This window comes from Microbulbifer epialgicus, from assembly GCF_041447265.1.
GTDB classification, from domain to species: domain Bacteria; phylum Pseudomonadota; class Gammaproteobacteria; order Pseudomonadales; family Cellvibrionaceae; genus Microbulbifer; species Microbulbifer epialgicus.
In genome coordinates, this window is sequence record NZ_JBGMEK010000018.1 from 35,531 (window position 1) to 58,056 (window position 22,526).

Annotated in this window: 18 protein-coding genes; 4 read left to right on the forward strand and 14 right to left on the reverse strand. The window is 52.5% G+C overall.

The window, feature by feature from the left end; all coding sequences use genetic code 11:
- Window positions 1–93: 93 nt before the first annotated feature.
- Window positions 94–3,294 (forward strand): efflux RND transporter permease subunit, encoded by a 3,201-nt coding sequence (locus tag ACCI49_RS10070; protein WP_371838834.1) that lies wholly within the window; start codon window positions 94–96, stop codon window positions 3,292–3,294.
- A gap of 47 nt (window positions 3,295–3,341) precedes the next feature.
- Here the strand turns inward: ACCI49_RS10070 and ACCI49_RS10075 are convergent, their stop codons facing one another.
- Entirely contained in the window at window positions 3,342–3,716 is a 375-nt protein-coding gene (locus ACCI49_RS10075; RefSeq protein ID WP_371838835.1) for a hypothetical protein, read from the reverse strand.
- 239 nt (window positions 3,717–3,955) lie between these two features.
- Between ACCI49_RS10075 and ACCI49_RS10080 the strand changes: the two genes are divergently transcribed.
- A complete protein-coding gene (locus ACCI49_RS10080) occupies window positions 3,956–4,738 on the forward strand; it encodes a glycosyltransferase domain-containing protein (protein WP_442928489.1) in 783 nt (260 codons plus the stop codon).
- A 211-nt stretch (window positions 4,739–4,949) separates the two neighbouring features.
- Here ACCI49_RS10080 and ACCI49_RS10085 read toward each other — a convergent pair whose 3' ends face one another.
- The 8 genes from ACCI49_RS10085 to ACCI49_RS10120 form a co-directional block, all read right to left on the reverse strand.
- Entirely contained in the window at window positions 4,950–5,237 is a 288-nt protein-coding gene (locus ACCI49_RS10085) for a hypothetical protein (RefSeq protein WP_371838837.1), read from the reverse strand.
- Complete coding sequence (locus ACCI49_RS10090) at window positions 5,227–5,529, reverse strand: hypothetical protein (protein ID WP_371838838.1); 303 nt, start codon at window positions 5,527–5,529, stop codon at window positions 5,227–5,229. The genes ACCI49_RS10085 and ACCI49_RS10090 overlap by 11 nt, the downstream gene beginning before the upstream one ends.
- Before the next feature lie 101 nt (window positions 5,530–5,630).
- A complete protein-coding gene (locus tag ACCI49_RS10095; RefSeq protein WP_371838839.1) occupies window positions 5,631–5,900 on the reverse strand; it encodes a hypothetical protein in 270 nt (89 codons plus the stop codon).
- A gap of 261 nt (window positions 5,901–6,161) precedes the next feature.
- A complete protein-coding gene (gene aceF, locus ACCI49_RS10100) occupies window positions 6,162–7,805 on the reverse strand; it encodes a dihydrolipoyllysine-residue acetyltransferase (RefSeq protein ID WP_371838840.1) in 1,644 nt (547 codons plus the stop codon).
- Between the two features lie 17 nt (window positions 7,806–7,822).
- Window positions 7,823–10,492 carry a pyruvate dehydrogenase (acetyl-transferring), homodimeric type gene (gene aceE, locus ACCI49_RS10105; RefSeq protein ID WP_371838841.1) on the reverse strand — a complete coding sequence of 890 codons (2,670 nt, stop codon included), beginning with the start codon at window positions 10,490–10,492 and terminating at the stop codon, window positions 7,823–7,825.
- A gap of 449 nt (window positions 10,493–10,941) precedes the next feature.
- Entirely contained in the window at window positions 10,942–11,520 is a 579-nt protein-coding gene (locus ACCI49_RS10110; protein WP_371838842.1) for a class GN sortase, read from the reverse strand.
- A 2-nt stretch (window positions 11,521–11,522) separates the two neighbouring features.
- A complete protein-coding gene (locus ACCI49_RS10115) occupies window positions 11,523–13,880 on the reverse strand; it encodes a marine proteobacterial sortase target protein (RefSeq protein ID WP_371838843.1) in 2,358 nt (785 codons plus the stop codon).
- Between the two features lie 681 nt (window positions 13,881–14,561).
- The gene (locus ACCI49_RS10120; protein ID WP_371838844.1) at window positions 14,562–15,596 is read right to left on the reverse strand and encodes a UDP-glucuronic acid decarboxylase family protein; all 1,035 of its coding nucleotides are present in this window, start codon (window positions 15,594–15,596) and stop codon (window positions 14,562–14,564) included.
- Window positions 15,597–16,092: 496 nt separating this feature from the next.
- On the opposite strand from ACCI49_RS10120, the gene ACCI49_RS10125 reads away from it, so the two are divergent.
- Window positions 16,093–16,824 (forward strand): glycerophosphodiester phosphodiesterase, encoded by a 732-nt coding sequence (locus ACCI49_RS10125; protein ID WP_371838845.1) that lies wholly within the window; start codon window positions 16,093–16,095, stop codon window positions 16,822–16,824.
- A 40-nt stretch (window positions 16,825–16,864) separates the two neighbouring features.
- Here ACCI49_RS10125 and ACCI49_RS10130 read toward each other — a convergent pair whose 3' ends face one another.
- The 4 genes from ACCI49_RS10130 to ACCI49_RS10145 form a co-directional block, all read right to left on the reverse strand.
- Window positions 16,865–17,065 (reverse strand): hypothetical protein, encoded by a 201-nt coding sequence (locus tag ACCI49_RS10130; protein ID WP_371838846.1) that lies wholly within the window; start codon window positions 17,063–17,065, stop codon window positions 16,865–16,867.
- Complete coding sequence (locus ACCI49_RS10135; protein WP_371838847.1) at window positions 17,049–18,152, reverse strand: phosphoribosylaminoimidazolesuccinocarboxamide synthase; 1,104 nt, start codon at window positions 18,150–18,152, stop codon at window positions 17,049–17,051. Before ACCI49_RS10135 ends, ACCI49_RS10130 begins: the two co-directional genes overlap by 17 nt.
- Window positions 18,153–18,261: 109 nt before the next feature.
- The gene (locus ACCI49_RS10140) at window positions 18,262–19,347 is read right to left on the reverse strand and encodes an AI-2E family transporter (RefSeq protein WP_371838881.1); all 1,086 of its coding nucleotides are present in this window, start codon (window positions 19,345–19,347) and stop codon (window positions 18,262–18,264) included.
- 20 nt (window positions 19,348–19,367) lie between these two features.
- Window positions 19,368–19,646, reverse strand: coding sequence for a sulfurtransferase TusA family protein (locus ACCI49_RS10145; protein ID WP_371838848.1), 279 nt, complete (start codon window positions 19,644–19,646; stop codon window positions 19,368–19,370).
- A gap of 208 nt (window positions 19,647–19,854) precedes the next feature.
- Between ACCI49_RS10145 and ACCI49_RS10150 the strand changes: the two genes are divergently transcribed.
- Window positions 19,855–21,363 carry a M48 family metalloprotease gene (locus tag ACCI49_RS10150; RefSeq protein WP_371838849.1) on the forward strand — a complete coding sequence of 503 codons (1,509 nt, stop codon included), beginning with the start codon at window positions 19,855–19,857 and terminating at the stop codon, window positions 21,361–21,363.
- 68 nt (window positions 21,364–21,431) lie between these two features.
- Here the strand turns inward: ACCI49_RS10150 and nadA are convergent, their stop codons facing one another.
- Window positions 21,432–22,484, reverse strand: coding sequence for a quinolinate synthase NadA (nadA, locus tag ACCI49_RS10155; RefSeq protein WP_371838850.1), 1,053 nt, complete (start codon window positions 22,482–22,484; stop codon window positions 21,432–21,434).
- Between the last annotated feature and the right edge of the window lie 42 nt (window positions 22,485–22,526).

A 22,526-nucleotide genomic window follows, 5' to 3' on the forward strand; every position in this document is an offset into this window, starting at 1 on the left:
ATTAGCCAGCCATACCAAGGCCGGCCTCCACTCTCTACAAGTCATATCAATGGAATTCGAGCGCTTATATTGCCGCTCACGGAGTAGCAGTGTATGAATTTTTCCCGTTTCTTTGTCGACAGACCCATTTTTGCCTCGGTGCTGTCGATCATTATTTTTGTGGTGGGATTGATCAGCATCCCATCACTGCCGGTCAGTGAATATCCAGAGGTTGTGCCCCCCAGCGTGCAAGTAAGCGCCCGCTATCCTGGGGCCAACCCCAAAACGATCTCCGAAACTGTCGCCACACCGCTGGAGGAAGCCATCAACGGTGTGGAAAACATGATCTACATGAAGTCAGTGGCGGGCAGTGATGGCACCCTCACCCTGAATGTCACTTTTAAATTGGGCACCGACCCAGACCAGGCTCAGGTTCAGGTTCAAAACCGGGTATCCCAAGCCCTACCGCGTCTACCGGAAGATGTGCGCCGCCAAGGGGTAACCACCCAGAAGCAGTCCCCAAACCTGATGATGGCGGTGCACCTGATCTCCCCGGACGATAGTCTCGACGCCACCTACATTCGCAACTACGCGGTCTTACATATTCGCGATGAGCTTTCACGAATTCCCGGTGTGGGCTTGGCCGCCGTATTTGGCTCTGGGGACTACGCCATGCGCCTGTGGGTGGACCCGCAGAAAGCGGCAGCCCTGGGCGTAACTGCGGCAGATATCGTTAGCGCAGTGCGCGAACAAAATGTGCAGGTATCCGCCGGACAGATCGGTGCCTCGCCGATGCCCAATGGTTCTGATTTCCTGATCTCTATCAATGCCAAAGGCCGCCTGCAAAGCGAGGAGGAGTTTGGCAGTGTGGTACTGAAAACCGGTAGTGACGGCGAAATCACCCGACTGCGTGATGTGGCGCGGGTTGAGTTAGCCTCTTCCCAGGACTCCCTACGCGCACTGTTAAACGGTCGTCAGGCGGTTGCCATTCCTATTTTCCAGTCCCCAGGCTCTAACTCCTTGGAAGTATCCGCCGCGGTGCGCGAGAAGATGGCGGAACTGGGGGAGCAGTTCCCAGAAGGTCTTGAGTGGGAAGTTGCCTACGACCCCACAGTATTCGTTAGCACTTCCATCAACTCTGTTATCAAAACTTTGCTGGAAGCCGTACTGCTGGTGGTGCTGGTAGTAATCCTGTTTCTGCAAACCTGGCGCGCCTCCCTGATTCCTCTATTGGCCGTGCCGGTATCCATTGTCGGTACCTTTGCAGTGTTGTTGATGTTGGGCTTCTCTATCAATACTCTGACCCTGTTCGCCATGGTACTGGCTATAGGTATCGTGGTGGATGACGCGATCGTGGTGGTGGAAAATGTCGAGAGGAATATTGAGGAGGGACTGACACCCTTGGCTGCGGCTCACCAAGCCATGCGTGAAGTGAGCGGCCCGATCGTCGCCATCAGTTTGGTGCTCTGCGCGGTGTTTGTTCCCATGGCATTCCTGGACGGCATCACCGGCCAGTTCTACCGCCAATTCGCCACCACTATTGCCATCGCCACTATTATTTCGGCGATCAACTCCCTGACACTTTCTCCAGCTCTGGCGGCCACCCTGCTGAAACCCCACGGTGCCAAGCCGGATATGCCCGCGCGTATTATCGAGTGCCTATTTGGCTGGATTTTCCGCCCATTCAACCGCTTCTTCCAACGCAACTCTGAGCGCTACCAGCGAGTGGTGGGCCACAGCCTTAAGCGTCGCGGTTTGGTGTTCGGGGTTTACCTGTTGCTGCTGGCCGGTACCTTCACTCTATTCCAGCAGGTGCCCGGTGGCTTTATTCCAGTTCAGGATAAGACTTACCTGGTGGGTAGTATCCGGCTACCGGAAGGCGCCTCCCTGGATCGCACCGAAGAAGTTGCGCGTCGCGTGAGCGAACTGGCTCTGGAAACCGAGGGCGTTGCCAATGCTGCCGCTTTTGTGGGCTTCAATGCCCTACAAAGCACCAACACCCCCAACGTGGGCACGGTATTTATCTTGTTCGACGAGTTCGATGAGCGCGAGCGCAGCGCCTTGGAAATCGCCGCAGAACTAAATGGCAAGATCTCACAGATCAAAGAAGGCTTTGCGATGACCTTTATGCCGCCGCCCATCTTCGGCCTGGGTGCCGGTTCGGGCTACTCCCTCTATGTTCAGGATCGTCGCGGAGCAGGCTACGGTGAGTTGCAAAATGCTACCAATATGCTGGCAGGTGCCCTGAGCCAAGCCAGCGGTCTCAGCTACCCCTTCAGCTCCTACCAGGCCAATGTGCCGCAGATGGATGCTGACGTGGACCGCCTGCAGGCCAAAGCCCAGGGCGTGCGAATGGACGACCTGTTCGGCACTCTGCAGCTATATTTCGGCTCCATGTATATCAACGACTTCAACTTGTTCGGCCGCACCTACCAGGTGGTTGCCCAAGCTGATGCGCCTTTCCGCGACGAAGTGCAAGATCTGGACAATCTCTACACCCGCAATATGAACGGGGAGATGGTGCCCATCAGCACTATGGTGACTCTGCGCCAAAGCTACGGGCCCGACCCGGTAATCCGCTATAACGGCTATCCGGCGGCTGACCTGATGGGTCAATCCGACCCCAGCATGCTGTCTTCCTCCGAGGCCCTCGCCGCGGTTGAAAAGGTAGCCGGCCAGGCCCTGCCTCCGGGTATGCAAATCGAGTGGACCGACCTGAGCTTCCAACAGGTTAACCAGGGCAACGCCGCTATGGTGGTCTTCCCTCTCGCCGTACTATTGGTGTTCCTAGTACTGGCCGCACTTTACGAAAGCTGGGTGATGCCGCTGGCAGTCATTCTGATCGTACCCATGTGCTTACTGGCCGCACTATTCGGTGTCTGGGCCACCGGTGGGGACAACAATGTGTTCGTTCAGGTAGGGTTGGTAGTCTTGATGGGGCTCGCCTGTAAAAACGCCATTCTGATTGTAGAATTTGCCCGCGAGCTGGAAATGGATGGTAAGGGCCCGGTAGAGGCTGCCTTGGAAGCCTGTCGCCTGCGTCTACGCCCGATCATTATGACTTCTGTGGCCTTTATTGCTGGCGTAGTGCCTCTGGTACTGGCTGGTGGCGCTGGCGCTGAAGTGCGCAATGCCATGGGCATTACCGTATTCACCGGCATGATCGGCGTAACCCTGTTTGGCCTGTTCCTGACTCCAGTGTTTTATGTCGCTCTGCGCAAACTTGCCGGCGCCAGGACACCAACCTCCAAAAATACAATTGCGCAACAAACTCAAGACTCCCCCTTGCCGTTAGAGCAACCTGTTAACGACTAAAACCCCTTACCTCAGGCACAATGTGCCTGAGGCTTTTTCTTTTAACGCTACTCCTTCCTCCAACGAGCACTGGGAAAGATAAATACGTAGAACCAAGTAAACAGGCTCAAAGGTACACAAAAAACTATCACCAGCAATCCCAGTACAGCACGCATAAAGTCGCTGCCCTCTTCGTGCTTTTCCGCCCGATCCCAGAGATATGACTGGTAACAGTGATCTGGCCCATCCACCGGCCGGAAGGTAAAGTTAATCACCCTCTCCAAGAACCTCCAATAGCGCCGAAAAGGGGTCTCCTGAATCCGTGAAAAATAACCACAGCGGGCAGAAATGGTCGCATCATGATTACCACCAGCAATGGCATTACCCAACTGGTCTATGGCAGTAAACACATTGCGAACCCAGCTTTTTCTGGCGCCTCTCATTACTACCCTATTATTCCCTAGAAGAAAATCTCCCCGCCCTCAACGTCAGGGCTTTTAACGCCCGACACCTCTTCAACCGTGCCATGTACAAATGAAAGAATAATGCATTCGGCCACTAACGAATGGACACAGCTTTAAAGTGGAGCTGTATCATCTTTCAGTCCACTGTCCGTGAGCTAGACTTCCATAAACGGCTGTAATTTCTCTGTCAATGGACACAAGTAGTCCTGCTCGCTGAAATGCTACACATCGTTACAATTGCCACCCATTCCGAGAGAATGTTTCCTGTACTACAGGAATCTGCTAAACGTAACGGCGTGCATTTAAATATCCTCGGCCGAAATTATCCCTGGCAAAATTTCTCCAGTAAAATAGATTTGCTTATTCCCTTCATTCAACAGCTACCCGAAGAAGATATTATCTGCTACCTGGATGGTTTTGATTCACTCATACTGCCATCTATCCACCAGTTAGAGGATAAATTTCATGCATATGATAAGGAGATCGTATTCTCCAATGATCACCAACACAACGGGACACAAGGTTTTTTTGAGCGAAAGCACTTCGCTGGAACAGATATATTTTCTACAGGAATATTTATCGGGAAAGTAAAAACAATAAATCATTTATTTTCAGCAATAAAAAAAATGTATCCCGACTACAGCGACGACCAAAAAATGATCAGGAGATACTATACACAGTATTCACCAGAACATATTGGAATTGACTCTGAGTTCAAACTTTTTTACAACTTTGATGTGGCTGATAGCAGCTTTAACCTGCTGAACCAAATTGACACGATTAGTCAAGGGAAAATCTACCTAAGTAATCGAGAGACCCCTGCAATAATTTCCTTTCCCTGCAGCTGGTTCGCCATCGGCATCACCAAAAACATCCACACTTTGTTAAAAAAACTAGGATACAATTATTATCCCGAGGTGAACATCAAGAAAACATTTATTGGCTTAAAATATTATATTGGCACCACTATCAAAGATAGTATTAAAGCGCTACTTAAATAAACCTATAGTTGCCAACTTAGTTAAAAGAGGGAGGGAAAGAATACACTGCGCTCAGGACCGTATAAGGCATGGATTCCGATTAAGAGCTTACAGGGATATATTCACAGCGCGCCTATAGTGCATTGTATTCTTTCCTTCTGACCCAGTAGTAAACAGCCGCAATATGCAAAAACATTACGGCCTGCAACAAAATGATGATATCGCAACAAAATTAATAGAAACTGTAACTCAATACGAATGGCGAGTAAGGCCCCGCACACCAGTCACCGGTATCCAACTGGTAACAGTGCACACCCGCTGCAATACAATTTTCCAAGTCACCCATATAAGGGTCGCCCACCAGGCAAAAACGTGGAAAGGCAGTGATTTCATCGGGCGGCACTGGGCTGCGCTTGTAAGTGTAATAAATCGGATCGCCACACAGATCCTGCCAAAACCCATCGGCACAGCCAACAAGCAACTGTGCCGTAATCAAAGACAGTAAAATTTTACTCTTCATAAGATATACAACGCCTTCCGCCGGAGATATCAAAACAGCGAGCACTCGGCGGGCAAATGGAACCCGGTGCAAGCTCCTCAGAATCACCGGGACAACTGGAGTAATTGGTCTTTCGTGCAGACGGTGCTGCGGGTGCATGTGAAGAAGGAGCAGGGTAGGCACGGTATTCCGCATGGCGCGGAATTGGCGCACTTGTCGGGTAAACTACTTGATTGCGGGCATCCGGCGTTCCACAAGCTGCCAATAGCAGGCTCGCGGAAAGCAAAGAAATTACTATCGGGGATTTTTGCATGGGCATTTCTCCGTATCGGTACCACGCGGAATTAGCTCCACGTACTTCGGTAAAAGACCGGGTTATGCTGCAACGATCCCAAGTATGGATTCCCGCAGGGGCTAATAAACCCTCAGTATCGGGAAAAACCAGCTAGTGGAATCGTACACGCTATCGACGCAATCCATCTTGCACTCTAAACTGGCCGACGCAGGTTGTAGAAGCTGGGAGTGATAGTTCCCGGCATCGACAAAACTCTCGCCCTGCTCCACGGTGTCAGCCTCGAAGAAGAACGGGTCTTCACCCTCTACCTCCTCGGCCGGCAAAAACAAGCAACCCTGTATCGCCAGTACCGATAGAAGTGGCAAAGTGAATTTCCCTGAAGGCCTCATAATTCGACACTCCACATATGCAGTGTTGCGCTAATAGTTGTCTTTCAGTGAGTCTAGTTGCCCGCCGATTACAAGCCAGTTGGCGCCAGGCCATTTATGCGCGAAATTCAACCTTGAGTGTATTTGAGCGCCAATTTCCCCTCCCCCCCAAAAAAAGAGGCATACCCTTACCAAGTTAGCCATCACCAAATATCGCGACTTGGACAAATAAAAAAAAAGCGGCCAATGGCCGCTTTTTTGGGGATAGTGTCGCTGAAACTTTTATAAAAGAAGGCGACGCACATCTGCCAACATACTGACCAGATAGGTCATAAAGCGTCCCGCATCACCGCCGTTTACCGCTCGGTGATCGTAGGAGAGTGCCAGTGGCAACATCTGCCGCGGCTCAAAGTCCTTACCATTCCACACCGGCTTCATCGCCAGCTTGGAAACACCGAGGATGCCAACCTCCGGGGAGTTGACGATCGGGGTAAATCCAGTGCCACCGATAGCTCCCAAACTGGAGATGGTAAAACAGGCGCCCTGCATCTCGTTGGGTTTCAGCTTGCCATCGCGAGCTTTCAGGGCCATCTCGGTAGCCTCGGCCGCCAGCTCATACAAGCCTTTTTTATCCACATCGCGGATGACCGGCACCATCAAGCCTTTTGGCGTATCCACCGCCATGCCAACGTGCACATAGTCCTTGCGCACAATGTGCTCGCCGTCATTATGCAGGGACACATTAAAGCTGGGCTCTGCACGCAGGGCTGCGGCTACCGCTTTTAGCAAGAAGGGCACAGGGGTGAGCTTCACTCCGCGCTTCTCCGCCTCGGCCTTCATGGACTTGCGGAAAGCTTCCAGCTCGGTGATATCCGCATCGTCAAACTGGGTAACGTGGGGCACGTTGAGCCAATTCCGCGACATATTGGCTGCGGTGATCTTGTGGATCTTGCTCATCGGCTCCACGTTCACCGGGCCGAACTGGCTGAAGTCGATATCCGGCATCTTGGCGATACCGATTCCACCACCGACACCAACGGCACCGCTCTCGGCTTTCTTCACCTGCTCGCGGATATAGTTGTGCAGATCGTCCTTGGAAACCCGGTTGCGCGGACCGGTGGGCTTCACCTTATTCAAGGTAACACCCAACTCGCGCGCCAGTTTGCGCACGGCGGGGCCAGCATAAACCTGGGCGGCCGCAGTAAGGTTGCGCTCCAGCTGGTAATCTTTTTGTGGAACTGCAGGCGGTTCAACCAGCTCAGACGTTTGTTGCGGGGCACTCTGGGCCGGAGCTTCAACTGCCGGTGTCGCCGCTGGAGCGGCGGCTGTGGCGCCACCACCGGCAACCACCTTCAATACACCTAATGCATCACCGGTGGATACCTTGTCGCCCTCTTTTACCGCGATGGAAACCACAGTACCCGCACTGGGGGAAGGCACATCCATAGAGGCTTTATCACCTTCCACTACAATCAGAGAGTCACCCTCTTCAACCGTATCGCCGGGCTGTACACTGATCTCGATAACATCAACTGCATCGGCACCACCCAAGTCGGGAATAGAAATCGTTTCCTCTTTGGGCTCAGCGCTCGCCGCTGCCGTAGGCACTTCAGTAGCTGGCTTTGCAGCCGGTGCAGCTTCTTCTTGAGCAGGGACCTCCGCGGGCTCCTCTGCCGGCGCTTCCGCAACATCGGTTTCGATTTCCCCAATCACATCGCCTTCAGAGACCTTATCGCCCTCTTTTACGCTGATGCTGAGGATTTTGCCAGCCACTGGGGCCGGCACATCCATGGAGGCCTTGTCACCCTCCACCACAATCAGTGAATCCTCTTGCGCGACGGTATCGCCGACAGCAACAGTGATTTCAATAACATCAACCTGATCGGCACCACCGAGGTCAGGCACTTTAATGACTTGTTTTGCCATAAGAGTTCTGCCTTCTCTTAGTGGGTTCGTGGGTTAACTTTTTCGGCGTCGATATTGAGCTTCACAATCGCCTCGGAAACCTCTTTTGCATCAATCACGCCCTGCTTGGCCAAGCCGTTCAGAGCAACAATTACCACATAGTTGCGGTCCACTTCGAAGAAGCGACGCAACTGCTCGCGGCTGTCACTGCGGCCGAAACCATCGGTACCCAGGGTAGTGAGTTCACCGTCGATAAATTCGCGCAGTGGCTCCACGTAGGAACGGATGTAGTCGGTAGAGGCGATAACCGGAGAGGTATTGCCTTCAAACTGTTCGGTGATCCAGGCTTTGCGTGCTTCAGACTGCGGATGCAGCATATTCCAACGTGCCACATCCTGGCCTTCACGGGCCGCTTCCACGGCAGAGGTGAGGCTCCAGACATCGGAGGTCACGCCAAACTGGTCGGCAAGAATATCCGCCGCTGCCAGTACTTCACGCAAAATAGTACCGCCACCGATCAGCTGTACATGCTTCTTCGCCGCTTTGCCCTTGGCGCCTTTCTTGACATTGGACTGCAACTTGTAGATGCCGCGAATAATGCCCTCTTCCACACCCTGGGGTATTTCCGGCTGCAGGTAATTTTCGTTCTCGATAGTGATGTAATAGAAGAGGTTCTTCTGCTCTTCGTACATCTCTTTCAGACCGCGCTGCATAATCACTGCCAGCTCATAACCGTAGGCCGGGTCATAGCTGCGGCAATTGGGGATAGTGGAAGACAGTACATGGCTGTGGCCATCCTGGTGCTGCAGACCTTCACCGTTCAAGGTGGTACGGCCGGCGGTGGCACCGATCAGGAAGCCGCGCGCCTGCATATCACCTGCAGCCCAGGCCAGGTCGCCCACGCGCTGGAAGCCAAACATGGAGTAGTAGATATAGAAAGGCACCATCGGCACGCCGTGGTTGCTGTAGGCAGTGGCCAACGCCATCCAGGCGGACATAGCGCCGGCTTCGTTGATGCCCTCTTCCAGCACCTGACCTTTCTTATCTTCCTTGTAATACATAATCTGGCCATGATCCACCGGGGTGTAGCGCTGCCCCTGGGAAGAGTAGATGCCCAGCTGGCGGAACAGGCCTTCCATACCAAAGGTACGCGCTTCGTCTGGAACGATAGGCGCGATGTTCTTGCCGATATTCTTATCTTTCACCAACGCGGAAATAGCGCGAACAAACGCCATGGTGGTAGAGATTTCACGCTCACCGGAGCCCTTGGTCAGTGCGCTGAAAGCGTCAAGTCCAGGGACTTCCAGTTTCGGGCACTCAATCGGGCGACGCGGAACCGGACCACCCAGGGCCTTGCGGCGCTCCGCCATATATTTCATTTCCGGGCTGTCCGGAGAGGGGCGGTAGTAAGGCACTTCTTCCAGCTCTTTATCGGTGAGCGGAATGGCGAAGCGATCGCGGAAGCGCTTGAGGGAATCCAGGTCCAGCTTCTTCACGGAGTGGGTATCCATCGCCGCTTCACCGGCGGAACCCAGGCCGTAACCTTTAACAGTTTGCGCCAGAATCACAGTGGGCTGGCCTTTGTGGGCCATGGCTGCCGCGTAGGCTGCGTATACTTTGTAAGGGTCATGGCCGCCGCGATTGAGCTTCATGATCTCATCGTCGGACATATCCTTAACCAGCTCCAACAGCTCCGGATACTTGCCGAAGAAGTGTTCGCGGGTATAGGCACCACCGTTGGCCTTGAAGTTCTGCATCTCGCCATCGACCACCTCGTCCATAACTTTCTGCAGCAAACCCTTGTCGTCTTTCTCCAGCAGTGGGTCCCACAGACGCCCCCAGAGTACTTTAACGACGTTCCAACCGGCACCGCGGAACACGCCTTCCAGCTCCTGCACTATCTTGCCATTACCGCGCACCGGGCCATCCAGGCGTTGCAGGTTACAGTTGACCACGAACACCAGATTCTCCAGTTGCTCGCGGCCAGCCAGGGAAATTGCACCCAGGGTTTCCGGCTCGTCGCACTCACCGTCGCCAAGGAAAGCCCACACCTTGCGATCGCCACGCGGGGACAGTCCGCGGGCAGACAGGTAGCGCATGATGTGCGCCTGGTAAATCGCTTGGATCGGCCCCAATCCCATGGAAACAGTCGGGAACTGCCAGTACTCCGGCATCAACCAGGGGTGCGGGTAGGAAGATAGGCCGTTGCCATTCACTTCTCGGCGGAAGTTGTCCAACTGCTCTTCATCGAAACGCCCTTCCAGATAGGAACGCGCATAAATACCCGGTGCGCTGTGGCCCTGGAAGAAAATCAGGTCACCGCGCTCCTCACCTTCATTGCCGCGAAAGAAGTAGTTGAAGCCCACATCGTAGAGAGTGGCCGCGGAGGAGAAACTGGAGATATGACCGCCGAGGTGGTCGTTGTTCTGGTTGGCACGCACTACCATCGCCAGGGCATTCCAGCGAATCAGGGAGCGTATGCGACGCTCCATAAACAAGTCGCCAGGCATGCGTTTTTCCGCATTGGGCGGAATGGTATTGCGGTAGGGTGTGGTGATAGCCGCGGGCAGCTGCACGCCTACATCAGTAGCGCGATCAGACAGCTGCTTCAGAAGGAAGGCTGCGCGTTCTTTGCCACTGTAGCGGATGACCGCCTGCAGCGCATCCAGCCATTCCTGCGTTTCGAGGTTATCGGTATCTTCGTGCATCAAGTGCTCCTCGGCGAATTAGGCGACGTCGAGTCGGTCTATTTCTCAAAAATCGGTACGCGGGCAAACTACAGCGCGGGCAAAAAAAAGCTTCCTTTTTTTCTTGGTTCCGCCAATTCACCAACTTTGTTGGCGCAAATGCAAAGTGCGTGTTTCTTCACTTGAATATGGCGGAGAGGAAAAGCGACGCCATCTGCTACCGCAAATGCCTAGTTTGACTGTGATTATCTACTCCGGGATCCGCGCAAAGTGGCGGACAAAACCCCATTCCCGGTTGTTAGCGGAGAGGATTGTAGTATTACTACAAAAAATTTTCCAGATAGGACGGTTAGTAACAAATAAAACAAAAGGGCAAAACAATTATTTGCCATTTTGTCCTTTTACCGGAATATTTTATGGAAAGATTCAGAAAATGAACTACAAAATCGAGTCCCAAATAATAGTCTCGGTCACAGCCGAACCAGCTCCCCGCCGGATTGATATTCAGCGTAGACCAAGTAGCGCAGGGGACCACCCGCCGCCAGGGCATTGAAGGGGTAACAGGTCACCAGCAATAACCCGCGCTCGGCAAAGACCGGCAGGCGTTCGCTCTCGCTATCCACAATCCGCATCTCCGAAACCCGGTAAGTATGCCAGCGTCCGTATTTATCTTGCAGATAAATGGAGGTACCTCGCCTGACACGGTCCAATCCTGCAAAGTGAGTATCCCGATGAGCCGCAATCACTGTAGTGCGGTTTTCCCCTGGGCTCCCTGAACCCGACAACAAGCCGGGGCCAAAAGCCAGCGCCTGCCCGCTGCTCCCGGCGAGGACAATTAATGGCGACTGCCCTTCCAGCTTCAGTTTGGCCACAGGCCAGGTGTCTGCCCAGGGCCAGGGCTTTTGCGGCGCCCCACCCTGCAGCTGCTCTTCCCAGGCGCTATTGATCAACACCTGGGCCAACTCTGCCTTGGCCAGGGGCCAGCTGGCAGAACCCAGCAGCCACAACCCTGCCCCCAGACACAAGAGAGAGAACAATGAGCGAACCACACTTAGACCCCTCCCCGTTCCACCGGGCTATCGCCACTGAGCTGGCGGGGGTCGGGTAAAAACCCGCGCAAGAAGCGGCGTAGGGTTCTAACCAGGTTGACACGCAAAACCCGTCCGCGCTGGAAGATCGCGGCAAGCGTCAACAATACCGCTGCTGCCAATAGCTGCCCGTAAAGACCTATAGCGGTTTGCGGATAAGCCTGGCGCTGCAGCACCTGTCCTTTCGCCACCATATTGGTGACCGAACTGCGGGATAACTTCTCCTCAGCGCTGCGCACAACCTCTTCTTCAACCGCGACAAAACTGGTGTAGGGACTGGCGAGCTGATGGCTGAGGGCAATTTGCAAAATCTGTTCACGCAATGCCTCCCCTGCATCCGACTGCTCCCCAGCCTGAAGCTGTTGGTCCCTCAGCGCCTCTATCTTGCTGCGCGCCCAGACACTGCCGATACCCATGGTATCGCTACTGCCCTCTATTTTCAGGGCGAGCTTGCGCACAAACTGTTTACCCGCCATACGCCCACGCAACTGAATATCGCCGTGCAACTGGTCACCTTGCACTTTTGCCACTATCTGCATAGGTTCACCGCTGTAGAGATCGGGGATACGCTTCGGGTAGGCATCAGCCACAACACCCGGGGGCCAACTGAGTTGCAGATCGGTAGCCATAGGGCTTTCCAGCTTGGTGAACAGGGTCTGCATACGCTCGCGCACTTCGGAAGTATCACCGATAGTGACAAAAGTACCGCGGCCAAATTGGGCCGCTTTGCGCATAAAATGATTGTTCGGCGCCGAGCCAATACCGACGGTGAACAGGCGGGCATTGTGCAGGGATTGGCTGATTAACTCGAACAGGGCCCGTTCATTGCCCACGGCACCATCGGTGATAAATACCACCTGTTGAACCGTACTGGTGTCATCCTGCATCTGCTGCCCAAATGCCATGCGCAGGGCAGGCGCCATTTCTGTGCCCCCCTCGGCATTCAGGCTCTCTATTTCCTGACGTGCACTATGGATATTTTCCGCACTCGCCGCTACTGGGCGAGGGAAAAATGCGCGAGTTGTACTGTTAAATTCAATAACATTAAATCGGTCATTACTGTGCAAACGGGCGATTGCCAGGGTGAGGCTCTCCTTCGCCTGGCGCATGGAATTGCCTGACATGGAGCCGGAAGTATCGATCACATAAATCACTTCCCTCGGCAATCGCTGGGCACCAGTGCCATTATTGGGCGGCAGCAGCATTACTTGTAAATAGGCTCCTGCCAGCTCTTCTACACCCTCTTCCGCTGTGATTTTTTCACCAAACAGCGCCGCGCGCGGCATGGCAGAAGAGCGCGGTTGCCAATTCAGCAGAAAATCCCGATCCATTACAGCGGTTCCATCGCGCAGTTGAATTCGGTAGCGACCGTCACCCCGGTTGTCGATATCGATTTGGTGATAAGGGCTATCGATTTTTGCCAATGGCAGGCCACCGTACAGATCCACTTCAATCGAAATATTGTGGCTACCCAACACCTGTAGCTCCTGCGCGGGCTGCATAAACGGGGTAATGGCCGTGGCATCAGGCACCTGATCAGTAGGCAATGCCCAGCCATTATTCTCTGTTACCAACTCCAACTCATCACCGCTCAATACCTGAGGCGAGATTGGCTTGCCGGGGATATAGCGCGGGGTGAGTGTGGTGGGCATACGCAGTGAAAAAACACCGCTGTTATAATTTACTGACTGCAAGTAGCGGATGTTAATTTGCACCGTTTCATTAGGGGCAATATTGGCCACTTTATTAGTAAATAGATTTGGGCGCTGTTGCTCCAGCAATGCAGCACGCTTACCCGCTGCGCGGGCAGCCTTATAAACTTTGGCAGCCTTTTTGCGCTCGCGCACTTTTCCGACAATCAAACGCTCACCTAACTGGATTTGTAATCCAGCCACGGCCGCCTGCTCCGGCAGTGGTAATGCATAAATGGCTTCCTGCCAATTATCGCTGGTATTTTTGAACTCTTGCTGTAGTCGCACTTCTGCAACCAGCCCGCGAATCGCTACTTTGACTTCGCTGGCCAGATGCACAGCGGGGGTATAGCGCCCTACTTTTGCACCGATAAATAACAGGTCGCCAGCCTTTACCTCATCCAGGGTAACCATTTCCAGGGAGGCAGCATCAACGTCCGCCCTATCAGACAACTCCTGCGCATTTACTTCTGCACCAATAGCTGCAATCACTACCGCCAACACCACCACAATAAACAACATCCAGCGGCCCGGACCACCACTACGCTGGCGGCGACGGTAGTATTCCTCTGTCGGCAACATCAGATCATCTTTGTGAAAGCGTTGCCCGAACAACATCACCTTGTTCACACACTCCCCTCCGGTTTTTAAATTAACTGGGGCTATTAAAAACACGGAAGCAGGCGAAATCCGGCAGCGAATCGGGCGAAAGTAAGGAGCAAAAATGGCGAATTGTGGCAGAGGGACCAGCTTGCAGGATTAAAGTGGGATAGTTCAGAGCAAGCCTATAGCAAGCACTAAGGTCTTTCCCCAAAGAGTCCATGATCTCGCCAATTGGCATGTACTAAAAAGGGGGAAGGAAAGAATACACTGCGCTCGGGACCGTATGAGGCATGGATGCCAATTACGAGCCTACAGGGATGTATTCGCAACGAGTCTCGAGTGCAGTGTATTTTTTCCTTCTGACCCCGTAATAGATTTTTATGTCGATTCAGCCAAATTGCCTAAGGCTTGGTTCCGATCTAGCCTCTACGAGAGCGTCGCATCCCATTCGTGACGGGGATGTCACTCTGACCAAAAACACTCTGGGCGAACCTGAGGCCAGCATGGTCCTTTGGCAAAAGGCTAAGGCACTTGATTTCTGTCACCATAAACTATTAATGAACTGATGCACGCTTATGGTCAAGCCAAACATTCTAATTGATTTAGCAGCATTTATAGATTTGCAAAAAGACCATTCAATGTCTGAGTAACAGGCAGAAATCGACTGACAAATATTTCCACACTGAGGTATTTCAATAATTAATTTCCCTATGGCCCGGCATCTATCCCTTTACATAGCAGATGCTCAAAATAAGAGATAGTTTGCTTAAGTCCATCGTCGAGCATTACTTTGGGCTGCCAATCAAGTAGAGTTCTAGCCCGATCAATCTCCGGTTGGCGCTGCTGAGGATCGTCTTTAGGTAATGGCAGGTATACCAGTTTTGACGGTGATCCTGTTAATGCAAGCACACGCTCAGCCAGCTGGGCAATCGTAGTCTCACATGAGCTACCCAAGTTAACGGGGCCCGTCACATCTGTCGGCGCCTCCATCAAGCGTATCACTCCTTTAACTAAGTCTTCAACGTAGCAAAAACTTCGTGTCTGCTGTCCTGTACCATAGATAGTAATGTCATCACCCTTCAGTGCCTGAACAATGAAATTACTTATGACACGACCATCATTTGGATGCAATCTGGGTCCATAGGTATTGAAAATCCGGCCGACTTTAATTTGTAATCCATGCTGACGGTGATAACTGAAAAATAGAGTTTCGGCGCATCGTTTCCCTTCTATATAACATGAGCGCATACAAACAGGGTCAACCCTACCCCAGTAACTCTCAGGTTGAGGATGCACTTCGGGGTCCCCATACACTTCACTTGAGGAGGCCTGAAATATCTTGGCCCCAATACGCTTGGCAAGATCAAGCATGTTGATAGCGCCATTTACATTGGTCCTAAGCGTCTGTATTGGATCAAGCTGGTAATGAATTGGCGAAGCTGGGCAAGCTAGATTATAGATTTCATCAACTTCTAAATATAATGGCTTTATTACATCATGCCGAATCAGTTCAAAGCCAGGATTCGATAACAGGTGTTTAATATTACGCTCTGCACCTGTGTAGAAGTTATCAGCACAACACACCTCATGCCCCCCTCCCAACAATTTCTCACACAAGTGAGTTCCTAAAAAACCCGCACCACCTGTAACCAGAATGCGTGACATCACATCTCCACCTCCAAAATTAATATAAACACCTCCTATATCATAGTATTGAAAACATAGAGATACTCTTAAATTCAAACAACAGGTCTCACCTTGGAATAGAAAAGTAAAGACAATTCATAAGATTACGCCCCACAAAAACCACTTTAACGTATAAATATATGCCAAACGCTTATTGAGAAAATTTTTTAGTCGACCTCTACATATCTTTTAACATAGAGATATCACTGTCATTTGAGAATTTTAAATATTAATGGAACATCAACCAAAAGTTGATTCAGAATTTTTAAAATTGATTTCAGTATATATTGCACATCTTGATATCAAATCCGCTCCAAAATAAATCTAGCTATTCTCAATATTTTGTCGAAAAGACCATATTAGGTTGATTTGCCATACATTGAAATATGGCTTTGATTCGCAGTTTCCCTCGAGCACAGAGGCTCAATACTTATTGAAGGTATTATTTCTTAAGATTTCTAAACTAGAGACTCTAAACTTTAGTAACACTATAATCATTTAATACAAATTCCATGGAACATTCTTACAACTCAATTGATCGGACTCATAGATCATGGCATCTGGCACCCTCTTCTGCTTTGCCCACCGCGGCTACCAACGATTTTCCAGCGAAAACACCCTGCAAGCAATTGACCAGGCATTGGAATTAGAGGTGGGTGGTATCGAAATCGACATATGGAATGTTGGCGGCCAACTTCTTGTCACACATGACAGACGCCTGGGGCGTTTACAGCCCGGAAATGAACTTATTACTGACATGCAACCAGAGGCTCTTAGGAAGACACCTCTACCCTGTGGTAGTACCATTCCCATACTGCAAGAAGTCTTAGAGCTGATTGGCGACAGGGCACAGCTAAATATAGAGATTAAAGGGCCTAACTGCGCCGCTCCTGTAGCGCGGGAGATTCGCGCATTTGTTACAGATAAGGGCACCACTTTTGATCAATATATAGTTTCCTCATTTGATCAACATCAACTGTATGAATGCCTGCGCCTACTACCTGAGGTACGCCGCGGAGTGATAATAGTTGGCGTACCCCTCGACCTGGCCGCCTGTACAGCCCCTTTAAAAGCCTACTCATTACATACCGCTCTGGACTTTCTCAATACGGATCTGCTTAACGATGCAAAACGTCGCGGATTGAAAAACTATGTCTTCACCGTAAATAACTCTAGCGACCTAGTATTACTGGCGTCGCAAGGTGTGGATGGAGTTTTTACTGACAAGCCACACATAGTGCTGGATTTCAACGCACGAATCCTAGCCAATGGGGTGGCTGAGTAATGTTTAGTTAAGATATTTAATCTGCCTTAACAGTATATGCTTATGGAAGCACTGCTAGCAGGCTGTTGAAATAATTTTGACGGCATGCGTACCAGCTCTCTCTTTTGGATACAGATATAGGTTTTATAACTTTTTCTTTATCGGTACGACCCAACCCATGAAAATCAAAAATCATCAGGCATAAAAAACCGGCGCAAGCGCCGGTTTTTTTAATTCTGGCCAGATCAATCAACCAGGCCATAATCCTTGCGCAGAACTTCGAGAAGCTCCGCCTTGGGATTATCTGAAATTTCCAGTTTCTTGCCAGTAATTTTCTCGGCAATACCCACATAGGTGGCGGAGAGATCCATCAGCATGGATTCTGGCAACTCGTTGTCACGAGCCAGGGCCAGACGCTCATCCATACGGTCTTTGTTCAGCAGGATATCGGAATCCGAGAAGTGGTTTAGCAAGGCCTGACGGAAACCCTCTTTGGAGTTTTCCACAACCTTGCCAGCCCGGTATTGTTCGCCGTCCCAGATGCGGGAGGAATCCGGGGTGCCCACTTCATCCATGTAGATCAGCTTCTCATCACCGTTGGCATCGGTGACGTAACCGAACTCAAACTTGGTGTCGACAAAGATCTGGTCAAGTTTTTCCAGCTCTGCAGAAATTACATCGAAGCCCTCTTTCAGCAGCTTTTCATACAGATCGATATCGCCCGCATTGTGGAAGTTAAATGCCTCGACATTGTCCTCAATATTCTTGCGGGTGATATTTACATCGTCCGCTTCCGGCACACCGGGAATGCCCTTGAGAATACCTTTGGTGGAGGGAGTGATCAGCAGCTCTGGTAGCTTCTGGTCTTTTTTCAGACCGTCGGGGATTTCAATTCCGCAGAACTCGCGCTCGCCCTTCTGGTAGGAGCGCCACATGGAGCCGGTAATGTACTGACGAGCGATCGCTTCGATCATTACCGGACGCGCCTTCTGTACGATCCATACAAGCGGATGCGGGATATCCAGGATATGGCTGTCGGCCAGGCCCTGCTCCTTGAACAGTTTAAACCAGTGGTTGGAAATCGCGTTCAACGCCGCACCCTTGCCGGGCACACCGCGCATGCCACCCTCACCGGTCCAGATACAGTCGAAGGCAGAGATACGGTCGGAAATTACCATCACTGCGAGGGGGGCGTCCGGGGCTACCGGATAGCCTTTTTCCTCGATCAGGCGACGGCTATCGGCCTCAGTCAGCCAGTAAACGGAACGAACTTTGCCACTGTGTATGGGCTTATCAGTGCGGATAGGCAGGTCATTATTGACCGCTAGGACTTTGTCAGCCAGGCTCATGGGCTCTCACCTATTTGAAGGGACCAAATAAAAGAAAGCGCGGCATTCTAGCAAATGCCGCGACCCACGCACAAAGAAAAGATATCGACAAAATGCCCAAATTGGACAATTACTCCGATATTCGCCTCGCCTCCCACTCGGCCTGGTGCTCACTGGTGGGCCAAGCACTCATTATGGCCTTGAGTAATGTTGCCAGCGGGATAGCAAAGAAGACCCCCCAGAATCCCCAGATGCCGCCAAAAAACAAAACTGCCAGGATAATTGCTACCGGATGAAGGTTGACCGCCTCAGAAAAAAGCAGCGGTACCAGCACATTGCCATCGAGCAGCTGGATAATGCCGTAGGTCATTATCAGGTAAAAAAACTCATTGCTCCAACCCCACTGGAACAGGCCGATAGCAGCCACCGGGATAGTCACCACCGCGGCACCGATATAGGGGATCAGCACACTGAAGCCCACTGCCACGGCCAGCAGCAGGGCATAGTTCACGCCCAATAACAGGAAGGCAGCGTAACTGACCGCCGCCACTATGCCGATTTCCACCACCTTGCCGCGCACATAATTCGCCACCTGGTCGTTCATCTCATGCCAGATCTGGTGCATCATCGGGCGCTCTCTCGGCAGGAAAGAAGTACACCAGCGAATTAGCTGGTCAGAGTCCTTCAGGAAGAAAAACACCAGGATAGGAACTACCACTACGTAAATCAGCAGACCGGCAAAAATCGGCAAGTTGGTTAGTGAGAAAGCCAGCAGGGTCTGCCCGATACCGCCCAGTTCACTGCCAAGCAAGTCGAAAATCTCATCAATCTGCGCTGCGGAAATCAGGCGTGGATACCGCTCGGGCAGCAGCAGCAATAGCTCCTGACCGCGCTGCACCATGTTTGGCAATTCCGCCCCCAACCGCACCAACTGGCGCCAGATAATGGGCAACACCACAAACAACAGAGCCACTATGGCGCCCACAAGTACCAGGCAGGCCAAGGTCACTGCCATCCAGTGAGGCACCCGCCAGGACTTCAATTTCTGCACCATGCCCTGCATTAAAAAGGCGATCACCAAAGCTGTGAGCACAGGCGCTAACACTACTCCGAGCGTGGCCAGTACCACCAAAGCGACGGTGAGAAGCAGTACTAGCAGCACCACCTCTTCCTGGCTGAAGTAGCGGTTTACCCAGCCTTTAACAATCGACAACATAGATTCACGGGATTGGTTATTCATCTGCCAGCGTACAGCCAATATAGAAAAGTATTATTACGCCGCTCAGCACGTAGCAAGGGCCTGCCACTGAGACCGGCAAAGCTGTGAAAGTCCCGCCAGGATCCCTCATCCGTTGCCATCACACACAAGAGGGTCCCCGCCTCATATTCGCTCAGGGCGCGGCGCATGGCCAGCAGGGGTTGGGGGCACGGCAAACTTCGCGCATCCACCGTCACCGCTGCATCCCAGTCTGGAATGGCTTGCTCTCGCACTATTTCGGTGGGGGTAAAGGCCATCGGCTACTCAGTCACAAGCTTTAAATTGCCGCGGATTATAGCGCGTATTGCGCGCCAGATACCGCCAATGCTTTACCCTTTTTAACCCTCTCAATGGCGCAATGCTGAACCATATATGCTCCACTTGGTCCAACCCTCGACAGTTCAACGGGGTTGCGTATAGAGTTGGACTATAGATCCTTCACGGACAGACCGAGCAGTAATCAAGATGACTGATTCTCACAATACCCTGCCTCCCCCCTGTAACAAGGCGCCTCTACTGCAGCGATTCTGCACTGGTTTGAAGGCGCTGGGGGTCGGCCTGCTACTCGGGACTACTCCCATCGCCGCCACGGCAGACAGTGAGGAAATCCGACTACCAGAACTGGGCGACAGCACCAGTGGAGTGGTTTCCCGCCAGCGAGAGAAAGAACTCGGGCAGATGTGGCTGCGTATATTCCGTAGCCAAGTCAAAACCTCCTCCGATGCACTGCTGCAGCAATATGTCGAGAGAACCGTAAAGGAGCTCGCCGAGTACAGCCCGCTGGAGGATAAGAATATTGATGTGGTTGTGGTGAGCAATGAAACCATGAACGCATTCGCGGTGCCCGGTGGCATCATGGGGGTCCATACGGGCCTGTTCTTATTCGCAAAAAGTGAAGATCAGTTCGCTTCAGTGGTTGCCCATGAGCTGGGCCACCTCAGCCAGCGTCACTACGCTCGCTCACTAGAAGCCCAGCGCAACAGTACTATCCCTACCCTGGCTGGCATGCTCGGTGCGCTAGTGCTCGCCGCCACCGCTGGTGGCGAAGCAGGCATCGCCGCCATGACAGCCACCCAGGCCGCAGCCCTGGACAGCCAGTTACGCTTTAGCCGTAAAAACGAGCAGGAAGCGGATCGGGTGGGTATCGAAACCCTAGCCAAATCCGGGCGCGACCCAGACGCCGCTGGAGAGATGTTCGAGCAAATGCTCAAGGCCACCCGCTACTATCGCCGGCCACCGGAGTTCCTGCTCACCCACCCGGTAACGGAAAAGCGTATTGCCGATGCCAAGCTGCGCGCTCAGCGCATGGAAGACGTAGCCCCCACTGATAGCCGCGACTACCATTTGATGCGCGCCCGCATCCGCCTGGCCAGCGAACCAACCCCCCAGCAAGCGGTAAAGCGCTTCCAAGCAGAGCTGAACGGTATCAATGACAATGAGGATGCCGCCCGCTACGGTCTGGCCCTGGCACAAATTGCCGCCGGTCGGCCGGATACCGCCCTGGAAACCCTACAGCCACTATTGGACAAAGAGCCCTCTAAAGCCGCCTTTATACTGGCGCGGGCCGATATCGATTTGGTGCGCAGTGACTACTCTAGCGCTACCAAGCGTCTACAGTACGCGCTCGACCGCAATCCCGGCGATCACGCCTTGATCATGGGCCTCGCCAACGCCCACTTTAAAGCTGGTAACTATCTCGCCGCCGAGCGACTACTGGCAAAATACAGCCGAGTGCGCAAGAAAGACCCTTCCGTATGGTACCTGCTCGCAGAAACCCATGGCCTCGCCGGCGACATTGTCGGGGTGCACGAGGCCCGTGCGGAGTACTACATTCTCAACGGCGTCTTCGATAAAGCCCTGCAACACCTACGTCATGGCATTCGCATGACCAAAAATGATTACCAGACTAATGCCATTCTTGAACAGCGCCTGAAGGATGTCATCAAGATGCAGGAGAAAGCCAAGGAGCTTTAACAGTACAAAAAGAGCGGCCATCGGCCGCTCTTTTTGTATCTTATGCTGCTTCAATCCAAGGGCATTAATTACCCCTTGCGAAAGTCCAGCATGCGTTGCAGCGGGATCATCGCCTTGCGCCCCAGCTCCTCATCCACAAAGATTTCATTATCGCCGCGTCCCAGAACCCCGCACAGGTTTTCCAGGGAGTTCATCGCCATCCAGGGGCAATTTGCACAACTGCGGCAAGTGGCACCGGCACCGGCAGTAGGCGCAACAATCAACTCTTTATCCGGACACTCCTGCTGCATTTTGTAGAAGATGCCCTGGTCAGTAGCGACAATAAAGCGCTTCTCAGGGCGTGTTTTCGCGGCATTGATAATCTGTGAAGTTGAACCCACCACATCCGCCAATGCAACTACCGACGCGGGGGATTCCGGATGCACCAATACCATCGCATCCGGGTAGAGGGATTTCAGGTCTTCCACCCCTTTCGCTTTGAATTCCTCATGCACAATGCAGGACCCATCCCAGAGCAGCACATCGGCACCAGTTTCACGCTCAACATAGCCACCCAGATGCTTATCCGGTGCCCACAGGATTTTCTCACCCTGAGCATCCAGGTGGTCTACTACATCCAATGCGATACTGGAAGTCACCACCCAGTCAGCACGAGCCTTGACCGCAGCGGAAGTATTTGCATAAACGACCACAGTACGATCCGAGTGCTGGTCACAAAATTCAGAAAACTCTTCGGGAGGGCAACCCAGATCCAGGGAGCATGTGGCCTCCAGGGTAGGCATCAACACGCGCTTATTCGGGGTCAAAATCTTGGCAGTTTCCCCCATAAACTTCACGCCGGCTACCACTAAGGTGTCAGCGGAATGCCTGGCACCAAAGCGGGCCATTTCCAGGGAGTCAGATACACAACCACCAGTTTCTTCGGCCAGAGCCTGGATCAGCGGATCAGTATAATAATGAGCCACCAAAACGGCGTTCTGCTCTTTCAGCAGGCGCTTAATACGCTCGCGCCAGCCTTGCAATTCCTCTTCACTGTACTGAGACACAACCGGCTCCGCCAAGTGCGCCTGCACCAGTGAGCGGGAATCTACCGTTTCTGCGGCAACGGACTTTTGGGTCATGCTAACTACCACCACTAGCGAAAAGCGCGCATTATAACGCAT